At 38.8% G+C, this 17500-nt stretch carries 10 protein-coding genes; 3 read left to right on the plus strand and 7 right to left on the minus strand.

The genetic code is table 11. From position 1 onward, the window contains the following. Positions 1 to 9: 9 nt before the first annotated feature. The 7 genes from DZ858_RS04150 to DZ858_RS04180 form a co-directional block, all read right to left on the minus strand. Positions 10 to 3141, minus strand: coding sequence for an efflux RND transporter permease subunit (locus tag DZ858_RS04150; protein ID WP_117158268.1), 3132 nt, complete (start codon positions 3139 to 3141; stop codon positions 10 to 12). Between the two features lie 6 nt (positions 3142 to 3147). After that, a complete protein-coding gene (locus DZ858_RS04155) occupies positions 3148 to 4269 on the minus strand; it encodes an efflux RND transporter periplasmic adaptor subunit (protein WP_117158269.1) in 1122 nt (373 codons plus the stop codon). Positions 4270 to 4281: 12 nt separating this feature from the next. Further along, the gene (locus DZ858_RS04160; protein WP_117158270.1) at positions 4282 to 4776 is read right to left on the minus strand and encodes a GbsR/MarR family transcriptional regulator; all 495 of its coding nucleotides are present in this window, start codon (positions 4774 to 4776) and stop codon (positions 4282 to 4284) included. Positions 4777 to 4875: 99 nt separating this feature from the next. Next, positions 4876 to 7185: a penicillin-binding protein 1C gene (pbpC, locus tag DZ858_RS04165; RefSeq protein WP_117159512.1), complete on the minus strand. Its 2310-nt coding sequence runs from the start codon at positions 7183 to 7185 to the stop codon at positions 4876 to 4878. Positions 7186 to 7278: 93 nt separating this feature from the next. Then, a complete protein-coding gene (locus DZ858_RS04170; RefSeq protein WP_117158271.1) occupies positions 7279 to 12843 on the minus strand; it encodes an alpha-2-macroglobulin family protein in 5565 nt (1854 codons plus the stop codon). Positions 12844 to 13102: 259 nt separating this feature from the next. Then, positions 13103 to 13405 (minus strand): antibiotic biosynthesis monooxygenase family protein, encoded by a 303-nt coding sequence (locus DZ858_RS04175; protein WP_117158272.1) that lies wholly within the window; start codon positions 13403 to 13405, stop codon positions 13103 to 13105. A 1-nt stretch (position 13406) separates the two neighbouring features. Beyond that, positions 13407 to 14477: an isoaspartyl peptidase/L-asparaginase family protein gene (locus DZ858_RS04180; RefSeq protein WP_117158273.1), complete on the minus strand. Its 1071-nt coding sequence runs from the start codon at positions 14475 to 14477 to the stop codon at positions 13407 to 13409. A gap of 236 nt (positions 14478 to 14713) precedes the next feature. Here DZ858_RS04180 and DZ858_RS04185 point away from each other — a divergent pair, with 236 nt between their 5' ends. The 3 genes from DZ858_RS04185 (at position 14714) to amaB (ending at position 17439) form a co-directional block, all read left to right on the plus strand. Beyond that, positions 14714 to 15193 carry a CAP domain-containing protein gene (locus DZ858_RS04185; protein WP_158548348.1) on the plus strand — a complete coding sequence of 160 codons (480 nt, stop codon included), beginning with the start codon at positions 14714 to 14716 and terminating at the stop codon, positions 15191 to 15193. A 59-nt stretch (positions 15194 to 15252) separates the two neighbouring features. Next, positions 15253 to 15789: a 3-hydroxyanthranilate 3,4-dioxygenase gene (locus tag DZ858_RS04190; RefSeq protein ID WP_117159513.1), complete on the plus strand. Its 537-nt coding sequence runs from the start codon at positions 15253 to 15255 to the stop codon at positions 15787 to 15789. Positions 15790 to 15885: 96 nt separating this feature from the next. After that, positions 15886 to 17439, plus strand: coding sequence for an L-piperidine-6-carboxylate dehydrogenase (gene amaB / locus DZ858_RS04195; RefSeq protein ID WP_117158275.1), 1554 nt, complete (start codon positions 15886 to 15888; stop codon positions 17437 to 17439). The last annotated feature ends 61 nt before the right edge of the window (positions 17440 to 17500 follow it).

The raw sequence follows: 17500 nt of genomic DNA on the forward strand, positions 1-17500 counted from the left end.
TTTTCAGTATTAGTTGGCTTCTACGGCTTCCGGTTTTTTACTAACTTTTTCTTGTAACCATTGGAACATGATAAACAGTATAGGTATTATAAATACGCCTATAATAGTTCCTATTAACAGTCCTCCAGCGGCCCCAGTACCAATAGATCGGTTTCCTTCGGCCCCAACACCGCTTGCCAACACTAATGGCATTAGTCCTAAAATAAAGGCGAAAGAGGTCATTAAAATAGGGCGTAAGCGCACTCTTGCTCCGTCAATGGCTGCATCTGTCAAGGACATTCCTTCCTTACGTCGCTGTATGGCAAATTCGACTATTAATATGGCATTTTTAGCCAACAAGCCAATTAACATAATCAAGGCAATCTGGAAGTAAATGTTATTTTCCAATCCTGCCATCCAAGTTGTAAAATAGGCTCCTGCTACACCAATAGGTAGCGAAAGAATTACTGAAAATGGTAGCAGATAACTTTCATATTGTGCCGCTAATAAAAAGTACACAAAAATGATACTCAATAAGAATATGATGCCTGCTTGACCAGAAGAAGCAATTTCTTCTCTTGTAAGTCCAGAGAAGGCGATATCATACTCATTAGGAAGATTTTGCTCGGCAACTTCTTCAATGGCAGTAATAGCATCTCCTGAACTATAACCAGGTGCAGCCGACCCATTTAAAGCAACAGAGTTGAATAAATTAAAACGGGTTACTGTTTGTGGACCATATATTCTATTTAAAGTTACAAACTGTGAAACGGGTGCCATTTCGCCACTAGGCGTTTTCAAAAACATGCTGTTTAAGCTTTGTTGGTCTACCCGATCTTCAGGTAAGGCTTGTACAAATACTCTAAATTGTTTTCCAAAACGGCTAAAGTTGGCAGTATAAACCCCTCCTACATACCCTTGCAACGTTCCCAATATATCACTAATGGTCACCCCCGCTTCTTTCGCTTTTGGAACATTGATGTCCATTTGCAATTGCGGATAATTAGTACTAAAAGGATTGGAAGCAAATGCAATTTCTGGACGTTGAAAAAGACCACCCACAAATTGATTGGCAGTTTCATCTAAGGCTTTTAATTCTCCTGAAGTACGGTCTATTAACTGTACTTCAAACCCATCGGCGCTACCAAAACCGGGAACACTGGAAGGCGTAAAATAAATAATATTGGCATCGCTAATAGCCGCCGCCTTTTTGTTTAGTTGAGCAATAATCCCATCTACTGAAGTTTCATCAGTTTCCCGATCTTCCCAATCTTCAAGAATGATAAAGCCCATTGCGTTTGAACTACCAGCCCCAGAGAAGAAGTTTCGTCCTGCAATTACAGTTGCCGTTCTAATTCCTTCCACGCTCTGCATTTGTCCATATAACGTTTCTGAAACTTCATACGAACGGTCTAGAGAAGAACCTGGAGGCAATTCAGCATTTACGAAAATAACACCTCTGTCTTCTGTAGGTACAAATCCTGTTGGAATGGTGCTGTCTGCCCAGAAAATTGCTGCTCCAGCAAGTACTAAAACTAAAAAGGTAATCCACTTATGTTTTATCAAAAACCCTAAGGAATTGGTGTATTTTTTAGTGGTGGTTTTAAAAGCAACATTAAATGCTGTATAAAATCGTTGTAATAAATTTTTCTTTTTGTCTTTTTCAGTATGAGGCTTTAAAAACACCGCACATAATGCTGGGCTAAGTGTTAAAGCGTTTAATGCTGAAATTAATATGGCTACAATCAGGGTAACACCAAATTGCTCGTAAAACACTCCAGAGGGTCCTTGAATAAAGGTAATAGGAACGAAAACTGCAGCCATTACCAAGGTTATGGATACAATGGCTCCACCTATTTCACTCATGGCAGACACAGATGCTTTTTTAGCACTTTCGGCACCGTCTTCCAGTTTTGCATGGACGGCTTCCACCACCACAATGGCATCATCTACCACAATACCAATGGCCAATACCAATGCGAATAATGTAAGTAAGTTAATGGAGTATCCTAAAACTCCTAAAAAGAAAAACGTACCTATAATAGATACCGGTACTGCAATAGCAGGTATAAGGGTAGATTTTAAATCCTGGAGGAAAATAAACACTACCAAGAAGACTAGTAAAAAGGCTTCAATTAATGTGGTTTTTACTTTTCCTATAGATGCGGTTAAGAATTTATTGGTGTCATAATTAACAATGTAATCCACACCTTCTGGAAAATCTTCTTTTAAGTCGTCCAGTTTAGTATAGATTTCTTCAATAATTTCCTGTGCATTCGATCCAGGTGTTTGGAAAATACCAAAACTAATCGCTGGATTTCCTTTAGAGCGTGATAACGATGAATACGAGAAAGCATCTAATTCTACCGTCCCGACATCTTTTACTCGTAAAAACTGACCGTTACCTTGCGATTTTATTATGATATTTTCATATTCTTCGGCTGTTTTGTAACGGCCTTTATATTTCAGAACATACTCAAAAGACTCCCCAGCGTTTTGTCCTAACGATCCCGCTGCAGCTTCTAAACTTTGTTCGCCAATAGCATTGGTAACATCGGTGGGCACTAATCCGTAGTTTGCCATTTTAGCAGGGTCTAACCAAACGCGCATAGCGTAATCTTTTCCACCAAAGACATTTACCTCACCCACACCATTAATACGTTGCAGTTCGGGTTTTACATTAATATTCAGATAGTTTTGAACAAACGTATCGTCATAATCGGGATTAGTCGAGTATAACCCAGCGTATAATAGTGCTGAGTTTTGCTTTTTCGTAGTAGTTACTCCTGAACGGATTACTTCGGCAGGTAAAACGGAATTTGCACGAGATACTCTGTTTTGAACGTTTACGGCAGCGATATCTGGATCGTATCCTTGTTCAAAAAATACTGAAATACTCGCACTACCATTATTACTTGCACTGGAAGTTATATAGGTCATTCCTTCCACACCGTTAATTTGTTCTTCAATAGGAACAATGACACTTTCCAGTATTGTTTCGGCGTTGGCTCCGGGATAGGAAGCATTTACCTGCACAGTAGGTGGCGCAATATCAGGATATTGGGTTACGGGCAATTGCGTGAGCCCCAATATACCCAAAATCACGATAATGATGGATATAACGGTAGATAGTACCGGGCGTTCTATAAATGTTTTTAGCATAGCTTTTTATTTAAAAACTGTGTTGAATGAGTTTACGATACTGTCCATGGAAGTGGTTTGTGGCTTAATCTTAGCTCCAGGCTTTACTTTATTAGCCCCTTTAGCCAAAATAATAGATCCTTTTTCCACCCCGTCTTTTACTACATATACTTTGTTTACTTCGGCAAGAACAGTAAGAGAAGAAGCTACTAACGAGTCGTTCACTACTTTATAAACAAATGTTTTTCCTTGCTGCTCATATGTGGAAAGTGCTGGGACAATTAATGCATCTTCATATATTTCTGGAACTTTAATGGTACCACTGCTTCCATTACGCAGTAAACCAGAAGTATTGTCAAATTTTGCTCGAAAGGTCACTGTTCCAGTCTGTTGGTCTATTTCGCCTGAAATGGTTTCAATGGCTCCTTCCTTTTCATATTCTTGTCCGTTGGCTAAAATCAACTTTACCTTCGGTAGGTTTTTAATTCTATCTTCCATAGAATTTCCTTCAGCGTTATTCATAAAACTTAAAAAGTCTTTTTCATTCATAGAAAAATAAGCGTACACATTTTCTATAGACGAAACACGCGTCAAAGGCATTTGATCTTGCCCACTAACCAACGCTCCTTTTCTGAAGTTTATAGAACCTACAACACCATCAACAGGACTTTTAACATTGGCATACCCAATATTAGCTGCGATGCTGTTGTAACCGCTTTTCGCCTGCGCCAATTTTGCTTTAGCTGTCTCTAGTTGTACGTTACTGATAATGTTTTTTTCCACTAAAGGTTTTAGTTTGTCTACTTCAACCTGCGCTGCATTTACGTTGGCTTTTGCTGCTGCCGCATCTTGGGTTAAAGACTGCGTTTCCAGCTTAAACAATAGCTGCCCTCTTTTTACGGCTTCTCCTTCATCGACTAAAACATCTGTAATATATCCTGAAACTTTAGGGCGCACTTCACTGTTTACTACACCTTCAATACTGGTAGGGTAGGCCTTATAAGCAGTAACGGTTTTGGTGGGAACTTCTACTACAGGAAAAGGCTTCGGACCTTGTGCTGCCTGCGCTTGTTGTTTCTTGTCATTCCCGCAGGATATTAGTGCAAGAGATGATATAAAGAGCAAGATTAATAATTGCGTTTTTTTCATAGCTAGTTAAATTTACAGTTGATCAAATTCGTTTTTAAACGCGATCATCTTTTGAATGGTAGTTTCTAAATTTTCTTTTTGTGTGGTTAAATATTCTTGAAATATGAGGCCAAGATTTTTATTTTTTTTAAATTTTTCAGGATTGTGTTTCTTGTTAAAGGTATTTACTTTTTTTACTAACTTCAGTTCTTTATCTATGGACTCGTGGTACTCTTCTAAGGTAATTCTTAAATAATTTTTAGTTGTTTTGAAATAACGTTTCCGATCTCCTGTTTTTGTGAAATATTCGATAAATTTTAACTGGACCAACAAATTAAGATTGGTAGATACAGAACTTTTACTTGCACACGTTATTTCTATAATGTCTTCAAAACTGTGACCTTCCATGCTGGAAAGAATCATAAAAGCATATATCCTTCCTGCAAGAGGGGGTAGGCTGTGCTTTTCTTCAAAGTTTAAACCTAACTCTTCAACGAGCTTACATTTTTCTTCTGAAATATTTTGCATTAAAATAATTTTCAGCAAAGATAGTATTGGTTCGGAAACTACCGAACTAACCACATGCTAAACTTTTGTTAAATGAAATTAAAGAAGAAAATACACCCATTAATTAGCTGCTGAGGCCACTTTTATCTGTTGCTTCACTTCATTTCCTTGGGCATCGGTGGCAGTCAATAGATAAGCACCCGGTTTTATTAAAACGGAAATCTCATGAAAGGTTTCGGTTGAACCTATGTAATTTGAATCAAGATACCAATAGACGGTCCGTTCTGGATCGCGGTGTGCAAGCTTGAAGATTAATTCTTGTGTAGCTTCATTAAAATCTTTTGCTAATAAAATGGTTTCGTTTTTCTTCGGAACTATAAACTCCATCAATTTTTCGCCTTCTTGCATACAACCATTTTTAAAAGGTGGCAACGGTTTGTATTCAGGGTGCAAGGGTGCGTAGTAATATTCCATTACAGGCGGAAGGGCAAACCAACTCTTTTGTTTCATTTCAGACAATTCATAACAAGATGAATTTACGCGTGCTGTTTCTGAAGCATTTAAAAATACTTTTTGATGGTACGGACAAGGGTCGGTTTTCACACCGTTCTTTGGAATAAATTCCAAAATAGTTTCTTCACAAAACACATTGGCTAAATGGCCACTTTTTTGGCATATTTCAGCTTCAGTTAGTTCATCATATGGCGTTGCAAACCACTCTGAAGTAGTGGGCAACACATCTAAGACATCAAACAAAACAGGTGCTGCGGCTTCAATTCCAGTTAAACCTGGACGACCTTCTCCATCGGCATTGCCTACCCAAACCCCTATGGCATATTTTGGGGTAACGCCAACGGCCCACGCATCTTTAAAACCAAAACTAGTTCCCGTTTTCCATGCGATAGCCTGCGAATTACTGAAAAAACTCCAGTTTTCCTCCCCTTGTGGACGATTCACCTCCTTCATAGCAGTAAAAGCTTCATAAATAGCACCCGCATTAAAAGCAGAAGGATTCGCCTGTTTTTTTCCAAAATCAACTTTTTTATTTTTCACATAAGTGGGCTCGGTAAACTCATTGGGACGGTATTCGCTGGACGAGTGATTAAAATAATTCAAAGTCGAAGCAAGCCCCGCATATGCATTTGTAACTTGCCACAAGGAACTTTCCGCTCCTCCAAGAATCAAGGATAAACCGTAGTAATCGGCAGGATGATCCATGCTGCTTAATTTAACGTCGTGCAGCCGATTGTAAAACCGTTGTAATCCATATTCCTGAAGCATACGCACGGCGGGGACATTCAAGGAGCGCGACAAAGCTACACTAGCAGGAACAGCACCGTTAAAGGAATTGTCAAAATTTTCAGGGCTATAGCCGTTTACTGTGGTTGGGACATCGGCTACTAGCATATTTGGTAATAACTCGCCACCATCTAGTAATGCAGAATATAAAAAAGGTTTCAATACACTTCCGGTGCTTCGATTTTTGTCTATAATATCAACATAATTATTGTGATCAAGAGTAGTGGGAGCGTTGCCAACATACGCCATCACTTCACGTGTATTTACATCTAAAATCAACACCGAGAGATTATGAATCTGATTTTGCTTTAGTTGAAAATGATGCTCTTTTACAATGCGATTGGTTTTTTGTTGCAGTGAAAGATCTATTGTGGTTTGTATGCGTTCACCGGGATATTCAATCCGGGATTTTTCGGTTAAATGAGGGGCAATTTCAGGAAGCGGCATCGGTTTACCGGGTAATCGTTCGGCGATTGCCAATTCATATGTCGTTTTATCGATTACATTTTTCTGAAATAATTTTAATAACAATCGATCACGTTTCTGTTTTAAAATAGGTTCATTTTTACCTGGAAAAATCAAAGCCGGGGCATTAGGTAAAACTGCTAATGCAGCCGATTGTCCCCAACTCAATTCACTGGCTGGAATGCCAAAATACCGCCATGATGCGGTTTCCAACCCTACCACATTACCGCCAAAAGGCGCATGCGAAACATATAAATTTAAAATTTCATCTTTTGAATTTCCCGCTTCCAATCTGGTAGCTTGGAAAATCTCAATCAATTTTTCAAAATACGTTCGTTTTTGGTTTTTACGGGAAAGCCTGATTACTTGTTGGGTGAGTGTACTTCCGCCACGACGGGAATCGGTCGTGATATTTTGCCAAAGCGCTTTTGTAATGGACACCGGATTAAAACCTGGATGACTGTAAAAATATTCATCTTCAAAATATAAAATGGATTGCTCAAATCTATGAGGTACCGAATCCAGCTGTGGGAATCGCCATTGTCCGTCATCGGCAATACGAGCGCCCATCATAATTCCTTCCCGACTTTCAACAACGGTTGAGGTGGGTGTTTTAAATAATTGAGAAGGAAGACAAAACAACCAAACAAGGAAAACCACAAACATAACACTAAGTTTGAGCTTGTGTTTTTTAATGAAAGCTTTTACGTTCGTTTTCCTTTTCAAAATTTAATTTCAACATTTTATATAAATGATATTTTACTTTTCAACCTCAACCCACATCCCCTTATTACGCGCATAATAATTACGGTCGTACATTGCTTCTACTTGTGTTCCTGGCAAATAATAGGTTCCTAAATAGGAAGCGTTCAATTTTACCGTAAACGTTTTCGACTTCTTTGCTCGTAAATCGAAGTAAAAGTTTACTCGGTCATCACGAATATCGGTATAACGAGCCTCGCCATTGGCTCCACCTCCAAGCTCCGTATAACTGGTATTGACAATTTCCCAACCACTTGGGAAGATTTTAGTGAGTGCCACGTTATTTATGTGATCATTTGAGATATTTGTGACTGTAACGGTTGCGGAAATTTCGGTTCCTTGACGTAACTTAGAAACGTCAATTGTTTTCCCTGTACCATCTAAATATTGTGCTTGAATGGTAAGGTTTTTTCGTTCTGCTAATTCTTTACCTAACGGAAGTTTCCCTTGCTGAATTAATGTAACATAGACTACATTTCCTTTTTTATTGGAAACCGATACTGAGTTGCCACCCATAGTAAATCCAAGTTCTCGTTGCGCTACGGCACGTTCGGTTTTGATCTTTTTGGTTTTTCCATTGTCCGTATAGGTTAATTCCATCGCTTTCCCACCATTTTTATTGATCATTTTTGCCATAGCTAATAAAGAGTAAGCAGTTTCTTGCGTACTGTACCAACGCTGTGATGATAATTCTTTCGCTACGGAAACGGCCATCTCTCGTTGTTTTGAATCTCCCAAAGCCACCATCGTTTCTAAAGCCATTGCTTTGTTTCTAAAAGGGGATCCATAGGTGTAATAATCATACCGTTTAGGCTCAAAATTGATGTTTGCAGTTTGTGAAATCTGCTCCGCCACGTTCTTTTTCCCGGCTAAAGCATAAGCTGCTGCCAATCTCCATTTAGCATCATTACTCAAGTTTTTAGACTCTCTAAGTCGGTTCATTGCTGCTAATTCGGGTTGGCCAGCTAGTGCCAAGGTGTACAACCGATACGCTTGTGTGAAACTGGAATTGTAACTCGTACTGCTATTGCGCCATTGCCGTGCTGTATTTTTCTGAAACTGCAACCAACTACTTAAAAACGAAATGGGCAAGGCATATCCTTTTTGCTTCGCCTCTAGCATAAAGTGGCCTACGTAATTGGTACTCCATTCATCAGCCTCTCGCTCGCCAGGCCAATAACTGAGACCGCCAGACGTGTTTTGATACGTCCCTAATTTTCTAATGGCGGTTTCTATATTTTTTTGAATGGTTTTTTTCTTATCGTACGTAATATCGAAGACGTCAGCTAAAAACAATTGTGGAAAAGCTGCCGAGGTAGTTTGCTCTACACAACCGTGTGGATACCGAATTAAGTATTCCATCCGTTTGCCGAAATTCATGGGCGGGACGGTAGAAAATTCGAGCATCACTCCGTTACTTCCCGATACACCGAAGGTTTCAAAATTAATAGTTTCATTTCCGTTTTCCGTCAAGGTGTATTGAGTGGTTTTTTGCGAAATAGGGTTCGGGTTTTCTACATCAATTTCTACGTTATAACTCGCTTTTTCTCCGCTTCCAGAAGCCAACACATCAATGGCTTGTATTTCAGAAGTAGGTAGTACTTCAAATTCAAAATTCACTATTTTTTCACCTATCGAAGGAAATGATATGTTTTTTGAAGTTCCACTGATTGGTTTTAAGCTTTCGCCAGTTTTTACAGTAATTGTTGCATTTTTCACTTTTTCTTCCATCGCAAAAACGGTTACTGGAAGCGTTACTTTTTCACCTGGGGATAATTTCCGAGGAAGCGAAGCTAACACCATCAACGGCTTTCGTACCGGTGTTGTTTCGTCAGCTTTTCCATAGGCACTTTTTGAGTTGTCACCAGCAATAACCATGGTACGAACCGAACCGACATAATTAGGCATAGTAAGGGTATGCGATGCTTTTTCGCCGGCCTCCAAACTAAACGGACCTATATATTTTACCACGGGTTTAAATCGGTCAGCTTTTCGGTTTTTGGCACCGGCAGCCACGTCGCCACCACCAATAGCATAGATATTATCGACACTTCCAGAATACGAACCAATTACATCATCGTACATATCGAATGTCTTCACGCCCAGGGCTTCACGAGTGTAAAAAGCTTTGTGAATTTCTGGTGTTTTAAAGCGGGTAAGATCCAGCAAACCTTCATCGACCATGGCCAATGTATAGGTCATTGGTTTGTCATTTGCTTCGGAAACGTTCACGGTAAAGTTTTCTTCTGGCTTTAATACAGTTGGCATATTAATCTCCGGTTTTAAGATGGTTGAAGCATCTACCACCAACAACGGAATTACACCATACAAACGAATGGGCAAATCGTTTTTAGTTTGTGCATGCGGTTGCAACAAGGAAATATTTACATACACGTTGGGCGTCATTTCCTTGGTAAGCTTGATTGCAGCTTTGGTCTCGCCTTTTTTAGTCTCAATCCAATGAGTTGCTAAAACCTCAGTGCCGTTTTCCACACTAATCAAGGCTCGACCTTCACTACCGGAAGGAAATGTTATAAAGGCTTCTTCGCCTACATTGTACTTTTCTTTATCAGCTGAAAAAACCAACATTTTAGCACTTTCAGCATCGCCATCAACAGGGGCTTTCCACCAATTTCGATAAAAATAAGCTACCCGACCTGTGGCGTGACCAGACTCTTTATCAATCACCCGAATTAAATACCGACCGCCTTCATCTTCTGGAATGTTGACGGTAAAATTGGCTTTTCCTTTGCCGTTGGTCGTGACCTTAAAATTTTTAACGGGTTTGTGAACGGTTGCATTTTCATAGCGGGATAGATTATCGTTGCCGCGGTTCCACCACCAACGCCATTCAATTCTGAACACTTTTATTTCTACTTCACGGTTGGCACTCGCATTGCCTTGGGCATCGACAGTTGCAACATCAAACTCCGTGTTTTCATCGGTAAAATAAGAACCGTATTTATGGGCCTCAGGCGAGCGTAATCCTACAAAATGTGAATAGGGCGCTAAGTTTTTTGAAAATACATCGATTGAAAAATCGCCTCCGCCTTCAAAAACCTTGGTTAAAAAAGTAGCTTGGAGCATTCCCGGAGCTTTGCCACTGATTTCAAAATCTTTTGAAAAGGCCGTGGTTCCTTCCGAAGAAAGTTTGGTATCCAACACTGGGACTTCTAGTTCGTTGAACGTTCGAACTGGGTCATTAAATTGATACTTTGGATATTTTTTAAAAGCGGTCGACGTTGTTCTAAGTGTAGCGTCCATTTCTACTTTTAAGTTTCGGGCTGGCGCACCGTGTAACCAAGCAGCGGTTGCCATTCCTTTTACCAGTTTGCTGGCATCGAGGATTTCATCGTCAAAATCCAATTTAATTTTTAAACGGTTTGGTTTTACTGTAGCAACCTTTAACGTTTTACTGAATTTTACCCCTCCAACGGTCAAAGTAGCGTTCCAATTGCCGGTTGGAGCCGCTTGTTGAGTAGTGATGGGGAAGTGGTAAAAACCATCTTTGCTTGTGGACACCTCCCTGCCCCCTTCAAGGGAGGAATTACCGCGTAAAACTGAACGTTGCACTAATTTTCCACGGGCGTCGGTTACTTCTAGTTTTACTGGATGGTTTTTGGGTAAAGGGTTGGCAACATCGTTCAATACAAAAGTCAAGTGAATGCTATCACCAGGGCGGTGTACCCCGCGTTCGGTATATAAAAACCCTTTAATTCCTTTTTGTAATTGTTTTCCAGAAACATCAAACTTACTTAATGATAATGCGTTTCCGTCTTCCAGTTTTGCGTAGGCATAGTCATTTCCCTTTTGGGCAACGGCAAACGCAATGTTCTTTTCACTGTCATATAAGGTCATCCCTTCAGAATCTGTTGTAACAGTTTCCACCAATTGCTGCTGATAATTATAGAGCTTGATTTTTACACCGCTTTCTGGGTTTGTAGTAAGTAGGTTATTGGTGATAAAATGATAGGAACGGTTGCTGCTTTCTTTAACAATCAAACCAAGATCACTGCCTAACACATTGCTGCTAATTATGCGATCTTGATTATAGTAGGCGGGATGGCAAGGGTTATCATTTTCACGCCAATTATAGGTATAATCGCGCCAACGGTATATTTCGTTATCCCAATACTGTTCTTCTAGTTCATCTTCATAGGTTTCGTCAGTGCTGGCATAATAATTTTCATTTTCTGTTTCTTCGGAAGTAGTTTCCGCGCAATCATACGTAGTATATTCTTTCTTAAAACTTAGCTCTACGCGATAAATAGCACCTGGGTCGGCCTTAAAAAATTCAGAAAGATTTAAGGCGTGGGCTTTCCAAGTGTCATTACTTCCAATTGAATTTTCAGTTAGGTTGATGGTTTTTTTAGCAATGCGTCTACCTACTCGCTTTATATCGTACACATTGTTGCTGTTCAGGTTTGCCGTTTGTAAATATTGAAGGATGTTATCCTGATAAATCTTTATAATGCGTACATCAACTGCTGAAAGGTTAACCGTTTCAAAATAATAAGGCGTAGAAGTGGCATTGGGTAAGATTGTTCCTTTTGAAATAAGCCGAATGGCAGGTTTAAGCTCTTCAAAAGAAACCAATTCTGAAAATTCTTTTTTCAGACCGAAGTTTTCGGTGTTTTTAATTCCGTTGAAAATAGTAACGCGGGCATCGCCAGTGATTCGCGTGTTTGGATAGATATTCAAAACGTTTCCGTTTACTTCAAAACGGAGGTTTTGGAGGCTGTCAATAGTCACCAAACCTGCAAAATCTTGATTTTCCTTTAACGGATCGGAGAAATTAATGGCAAGGGAGGTTTGTGGCGAAAGGGTGCTTTCTACATCGATCACCGTAAAATTGTTCTGTCCAGGAATTTCGAAGGTGTTTTCACCTTTTGTTTCAGCACCTATCGCATCGCCATTCCAGCGTATTTTAATTTCTGAATCGTCTATCTTGCGCTGTATGCTATCAATAGTAAAACTGAAATATTTAGCATATTTCCCTTCCGAAGGCCATTGAAATTTTAAGTTTTTATTGTTTTGTTCTGCTTGAACCAGTTTTTTGGCTTTTTCTAATGTAATCACATCTGAAGTTTCTATGCTTCCATTTACATATTGCCATTTTTTACTATAGGACTGCAAGTTGCCCAAATCGACTTTAAAATTGGGCGTAATGGTTTTAAAGCTGAAGGTGTATTCTTTAAAATCTTTCCCTACCCCATCATAGAGTTTACTCAGCTTTACTGTTACGGTGTATTCGGTGTCTGGTTTTAGGTATTCTGAAGGGTTGAAAATAAGAGTCCGACCGTTTTTTATGGTGAGTTTACCTTCAGTTTTGGGTGAGATTGCTACATAATCTTTATCAATTTCCTGGGTGAGTTCAAATTGTTCTAAAGGTTGTTGCAACTCAATACGAATAGGCTCTGCAATGCTTTTGTTTCCGTAGGTATTATATGAAATATACTCTTTAAACTTAAAAAGATTATCGGTTTCTGAATGTTCTTTATCCCCGCAAGCGGAAAGAAATACAATAGCGACTAGGGCAAATAAACAAGACAGATTTTTCATAATTGATGGTTTTTAGCGTTCTTAAAAGTATAAAGAATGTGACCTAACAACAAACAAAAGTCGCTGTTTTAGGGGGATAAAACGTCCCTGATTTCAGGGGTTTCAATTTTTTAAAAATATTGGAAGGAAGCTATTTATGAAACGGAAAAACGATTAAGCTTCGTATTTGAAATTTTAACATTTAGGAAGAGTTTAACAAGCCTTTGCCCAATCTAGGTGTTTTTAGAAATGTACTTTATACATAGGTTTGGGGTAAGAACTATTTTTTAAATTCATATTCTCGTTCCACTTTACAAATCCGCACTTTATACCAAGCATACCACTGTTTTCTACCTAATTTTTGAGCCATTTGATGGTCCAGATTGGCTTTCCAGTTTTTAATGGCTTCAAGATTTTCCCAATAACTTACGGTTATTCCTATTTGGGATCGAGCACTTTCAATACCTAAATATCCCGGCTGTTGTTTTGCAAGGCTTTCCATGGTTTGCGCCATTTCATCATAGCCTTTTATGGTTTCTGCTTGTTGACTGGTAAAAATAACTGCGTAATACGTTGAATCCATATTATTCTTTATAAAGACCTATTTTTAAATCTCCTTCAGCATTCATATGAGCACGATACATGCCAGCGGTATTAAATTCCATAGAAACATTTCCATCTTTATCAATAGCAATGATACCACCATTACCGCCTAAGTCTGGTACTTTCTTCTGTATCACTTCTTGCGCAGCTTCTTGAAGCGTTACACCTTTATATTCCATCATGGCCGAAATATCATGCGCGACCATGGCACGGATAAAATATTCACCCCAACCCGTTGAAGAAACAGCACACGTAGCATTGTTGGCATAGGTTCCGGCACCGATAATAGGTGCATCCCCAATACGGTTCCAGCGTTTATTGGTCATTCCACCCGTTGAGGTTCCAGCAGCCAAGTTTCCGTTTTTATCTAAAGCGGCACAACCCACGGTACCAAATTTAGAATCTTTAATAAATGGATCGTCGGCGAAGGAAACTTTTGAGTCGTGATCCAATTCGGCTTTTTCTTTATCTTTAATCCGTTGTAAGGACTGAAATCTTTTTTCTGTGTAGAAATAAGAAGGATCTACCAGTTCAAACCCTTGTTCTTCTGCAAAGCGTTCGGCCCCTGTTCCGCTAAGCATTACGTGTGGTGAGTTGTTCATTACCGTTAACGCTAAGTTTATTGGGTTTTTAATCTGCGTAACGCCCGCAACGGCTCCTGCATTTAAAGTAGCACCATCCATAACAGAAGCATCTAGCTCATTTGTTTCTTCATGAGTAAATACAGCTCCTTTTCCGGCGTTAAATAAAGGAGAGTTTTCCATAACATTAATGGTTTTGGTAACTGCTTCCATAGCAGAGCCACCATTTTTTAAAACAGTATGTCCTATTTTAATAGCTTCTTCTAATTTTATTTTATAAGCATTTTCTAACGAATCACTCATGTTTTTTTTCAGGATGATTCCGGCTCCTCCATGGATTACAATTCCGAAGTTTGGTTCAGCTTTTTGTTTGGTTTTTGTTAATTTATCAGAATTTTCTGACACATTTTCTTCATTTTTACAGCTGAAAAGCACAAAAAACAGGATTAAAAGTGTTAAAGTTTTTTTCATAACATGTTCAGTTTTAGGATGTACTAATATAATAGAAATTATAGTGTTTATAGAAGCTAACAGCTTTTTTAACGATGTTTTGTAATCGTAAAAATAACGTTAATTATCGATTAAGTGCTTAATAAAATCGATTAACTGTATTTTTTTGTAAGTTTTTTTCTATATTTGACTCAGCATCATGCCCCAAATTTGATGCCCCCGTACTTATGAATCTACTAAAAACTAGCCTACTGGCAATGGTACTTTTTTGTACTGTGACATCATGTAGCAAAGACACAGATGTAATCGTTGAGGAAACACCAGAAGATTACACAATCGATTTAAACCTTGCCAATGAAACCGACTGGGAGATGGCAAATGAAATTTTAGACCTTGTTAACCAGCACAGAGTATCTCAAGGGCTTACTCCTCTTAAACGTGATCAACAATATGCTTCTGCGTATGCAGTAGATCACACCTTTTATATGATTGACCTTGAGGAAATTAATCACGATCATTTTGATGTTAGAAAAAAAGGACTGAAAGACAGAGGCGCCAAAATCGTTGGTGAAAATGTGGCTTTTGGTTATCCAACAGCTGAGGAAGTGGTAAATGCTTGGATAAATAGTCCAGGTCACCTTGCTAACATTGAAGGTAATTTCACTCATTCAGGTTTTGGAGTTATAGAAGCTCCTGACGGAAGAGTTTATTTTACTCAGCTTTTCTATAAAAAATAATTCCCACTTTTTTGTTTATAGCTTTTGCCGTATTTTTATGGAAATATAAAAATACGGCTATGGCTATTAAAAAACCTTTCAATCTTACTAAATGGGTAGAAGAAAACAGAGAACAACTTAAACCACCTGTTGGGAATAAAAACCTTTATAAAGATGCTGGCGATTATATTGTCATGATCGTAGCTGGCCCCAACGCTCGTAAAGATTATCATTATAACGAAACAGAAGAGCTTTTTTATCAATTAGAAGGCGAAATTGAAGTACACGTTCAAGACGAAGGGAAAAAGAAAACGATGAAGCTAGGTCCTGGCGATATGTATTTACACCCTGCAAAAGTGCCACATTCTCCAGTTCGAAAAGAAAACTCTATTGGGCTGGTTGTAGAACGTAAACGTACAGATTTAGAAGGAAAAGATGGCCTTCTATGGTTTTGTGACAACTGCAACAATAAATTATATGAAGTGTATTTTGAATTGGACGATATTGAAAAAGATTTTCTGAAACACTTTAAACACTTTTACAATTCAAAAGAGCTTCGCACTTGTAAGAATTGTGGCACGGTAATGGAATCTGACGATCGATTTACTGCAGATTAGCACCTTGTTTTAAGATAATACCTTTAATTTCAAATTCTAACTTCGATTATGTACCTTCGCATTTATTAAAAATAGCGAACAAAATCTTATTAAAATATGTCAACAGTAGCCACAAGCTTCGGTATTGAAGAAGCATTGAAAGAATTAGGATTAAACGAAACAAACAACGGTACTTCAACCGGTGCAAATTGGTTTTCTAATGGAGAGGAAATAGCGTCTTACTCCCCAGTAGATGGAAAATTGATAGGAAAAGTTTCTGCTACCACAAAAGAGGATTACGAAAAAGTAATTTCTACAGCAACAGAAGGCTTTAAGGAATGGAGACAACTTCCTGCTCCACAACGAGGAGAAATTGTAAGAAAATTTAATGATGAACTTCGTCGTTTAAAAGAACCTCTTGGAAAATTAGTTTCCTATGAAATGGGAAAAAGTTACCAAGAAGGTTTGGGTGAGGTACAAGAAATGATTGATATCTGTGATTTTGCAGTTGGGTTGTCTCGTCAGTTACACGGTTTAACCATGCACAGCGAGCGTCCAGGCCACAGAATGTACGAGCAATACCATCCGCTTGGTGTAGTTGGTATTATTTCAGCATTTAACTTTCCTGTAGCTGTTTGGAGCTGGAATACAGCTTTAGCTTGGGTTTGTGGAGATGCTTGTATTTGGAAAGGTTCAGAAAAAACCCCATTAACATCAGTGGCTTGTCAAAATATTGCAGCACGTGTATTTTCTGAAAACGGCGTACCTGAAGGAATTTCTTGTTTAATTACAGGAGATTATACGGTAGGTGAAATGATGACTAAAGATGAGCGAGTTCCTTTAATTTCTGCTACTGGTTCTACCCGAATGGGAAAAATTGTAGCTAAAGAAGTTGCTGGCCGTTTAGGAAAAACATTACTAGAGCTTGGCGGAAATAACGCCATCATTGTAACACCAGATGCAAATATTAAAAACACCGTAATCGGAGCTGTATTTGGCGCTGTAGGAACATGTGGGCAGCGTTGTACTTCTACTCGTCGTTTAATTGTACACGAAGATGTATATGATAAAGTAAAAAGTGCTGTTGTAGATGCGTACAAGCAAATTAAAATAGGAAACCCATTAGACGAAAACAATCACGTAGGTCCTCTTATCGATAAAGATGCCGTTAAAAACTATCAACATGCATTAGATAAAGTAGTAGAAGAAGGCGGTAAAATTTTAGTTGAAGGTGGCGTTTTAGAAGGCGAAGGTTACGAAAGCGGATGCTACGTAAAACCAGCCATTGCTGAAGCAGAAAATAGCTTTGAGATTGTACAACACGAAACGTTTGCCCCAGTACTTTACATTATGAAGTATAAAGGTGATGTCTCTGATGCACTTGAATTACAAAATGGAGTTCGTCAAGGACTTTCTTCAGCTATTATGACAAATAACTTGCGAGAAGCAGAGCGTTTTCTTTCTGTAGAAGGATCTGACTGTGGAATTGCCAACGTAAATATCGGTACTTCTGGTGCAGAAATTGGTGGTGCTTTTGGTGGTGAAAAAGAAACCGGAGGCGGTCGTGAAAGTGGTAGTGATGCTTGGAAAGTGTATATGAGAAGACAAACCAATACCATTAACTACACAACGGAATTGCCATTAGCGCAAGGAATCAAGTTTGATCTTTAGTATCTAGATGTTAGACCGTTTGTCTGCCTGGATCGGCAGACTCACTAATAGAATATAGAAA

It is taken from the genome of Marixanthomonas ophiurae (genome assembly GCF_003413745.1).
GTDB classification, from domain to species: Bacteria; Bacteroidota; Bacteroidia; order Flavobacteriales; family Flavobacteriaceae; genus Marixanthomonas; species Marixanthomonas ophiurae.

Coding starts and splice junctions, on each gene's coding strand:
- DZ858_RS04150 (WP_117158268.1), bottom strand. CDS start 3,141: ATGCTAAAAACATTTATAGAACGCCCGGTACTATCTACCGTTATATCC.
- DZ858_RS04155 (WP_117158269.1), bottom strand. CDS start 4,269: ATGAAAAAAACGCAATTATTAATCTTGCTCTTTATATCATCTCTTGCA.
- DZ858_RS04160 (WP_117158270.1), bottom strand. CDS start 4,776: ATGCAAAATATTTCAGAAGAAAAATGTAAGCTCGTTGAAGAGTTAGGT.
- pbpC (WP_117159512.1), bottom strand. CDS start 7,185: ATGTTTGTGGTTTTCCTTGTTTGGTTGTTTTGTCTTCCTTCTCAATTA.
- DZ858_RS04170 (WP_117158271.1), bottom strand. CDS start 12,843: ATGAAAAATCTGTCTTGTTTATTTGCCCTAGTCGCTATTGTATTTCTT.
- DZ858_RS04175 (WP_117158272.1), bottom strand. CDS start 13,405: ATGGATTCAACGTATTACGCAGTTATTTTTACCAGTCAACAAGCAGAA.
- DZ858_RS04180 (WP_117158273.1), bottom strand. CDS start 14,477: ATGAAAAAAACTTTAACACTTTTAATCCTGTTTTTTGTGCTTTTCAGC.
- DZ858_RS04185 (WP_158548348.1), top strand. CDS start 14,714: ATGGTACTTTTTTGTACTGTGACATCATGTAGCAAAGACACAGATGTA.
- DZ858_RS04190 (WP_117159513.1), top strand. CDS start 15,253: ATGGCTATTAAAAAACCTTTCAATCTTACTAAATGGGTAGAAGAAAAC.
- amaB (WP_117158275.1), top strand. CDS start 15,886: ATGTCAACAGTAGCCACAAGCTTCGGTATTGAAGAAGCATTGAAAGAA.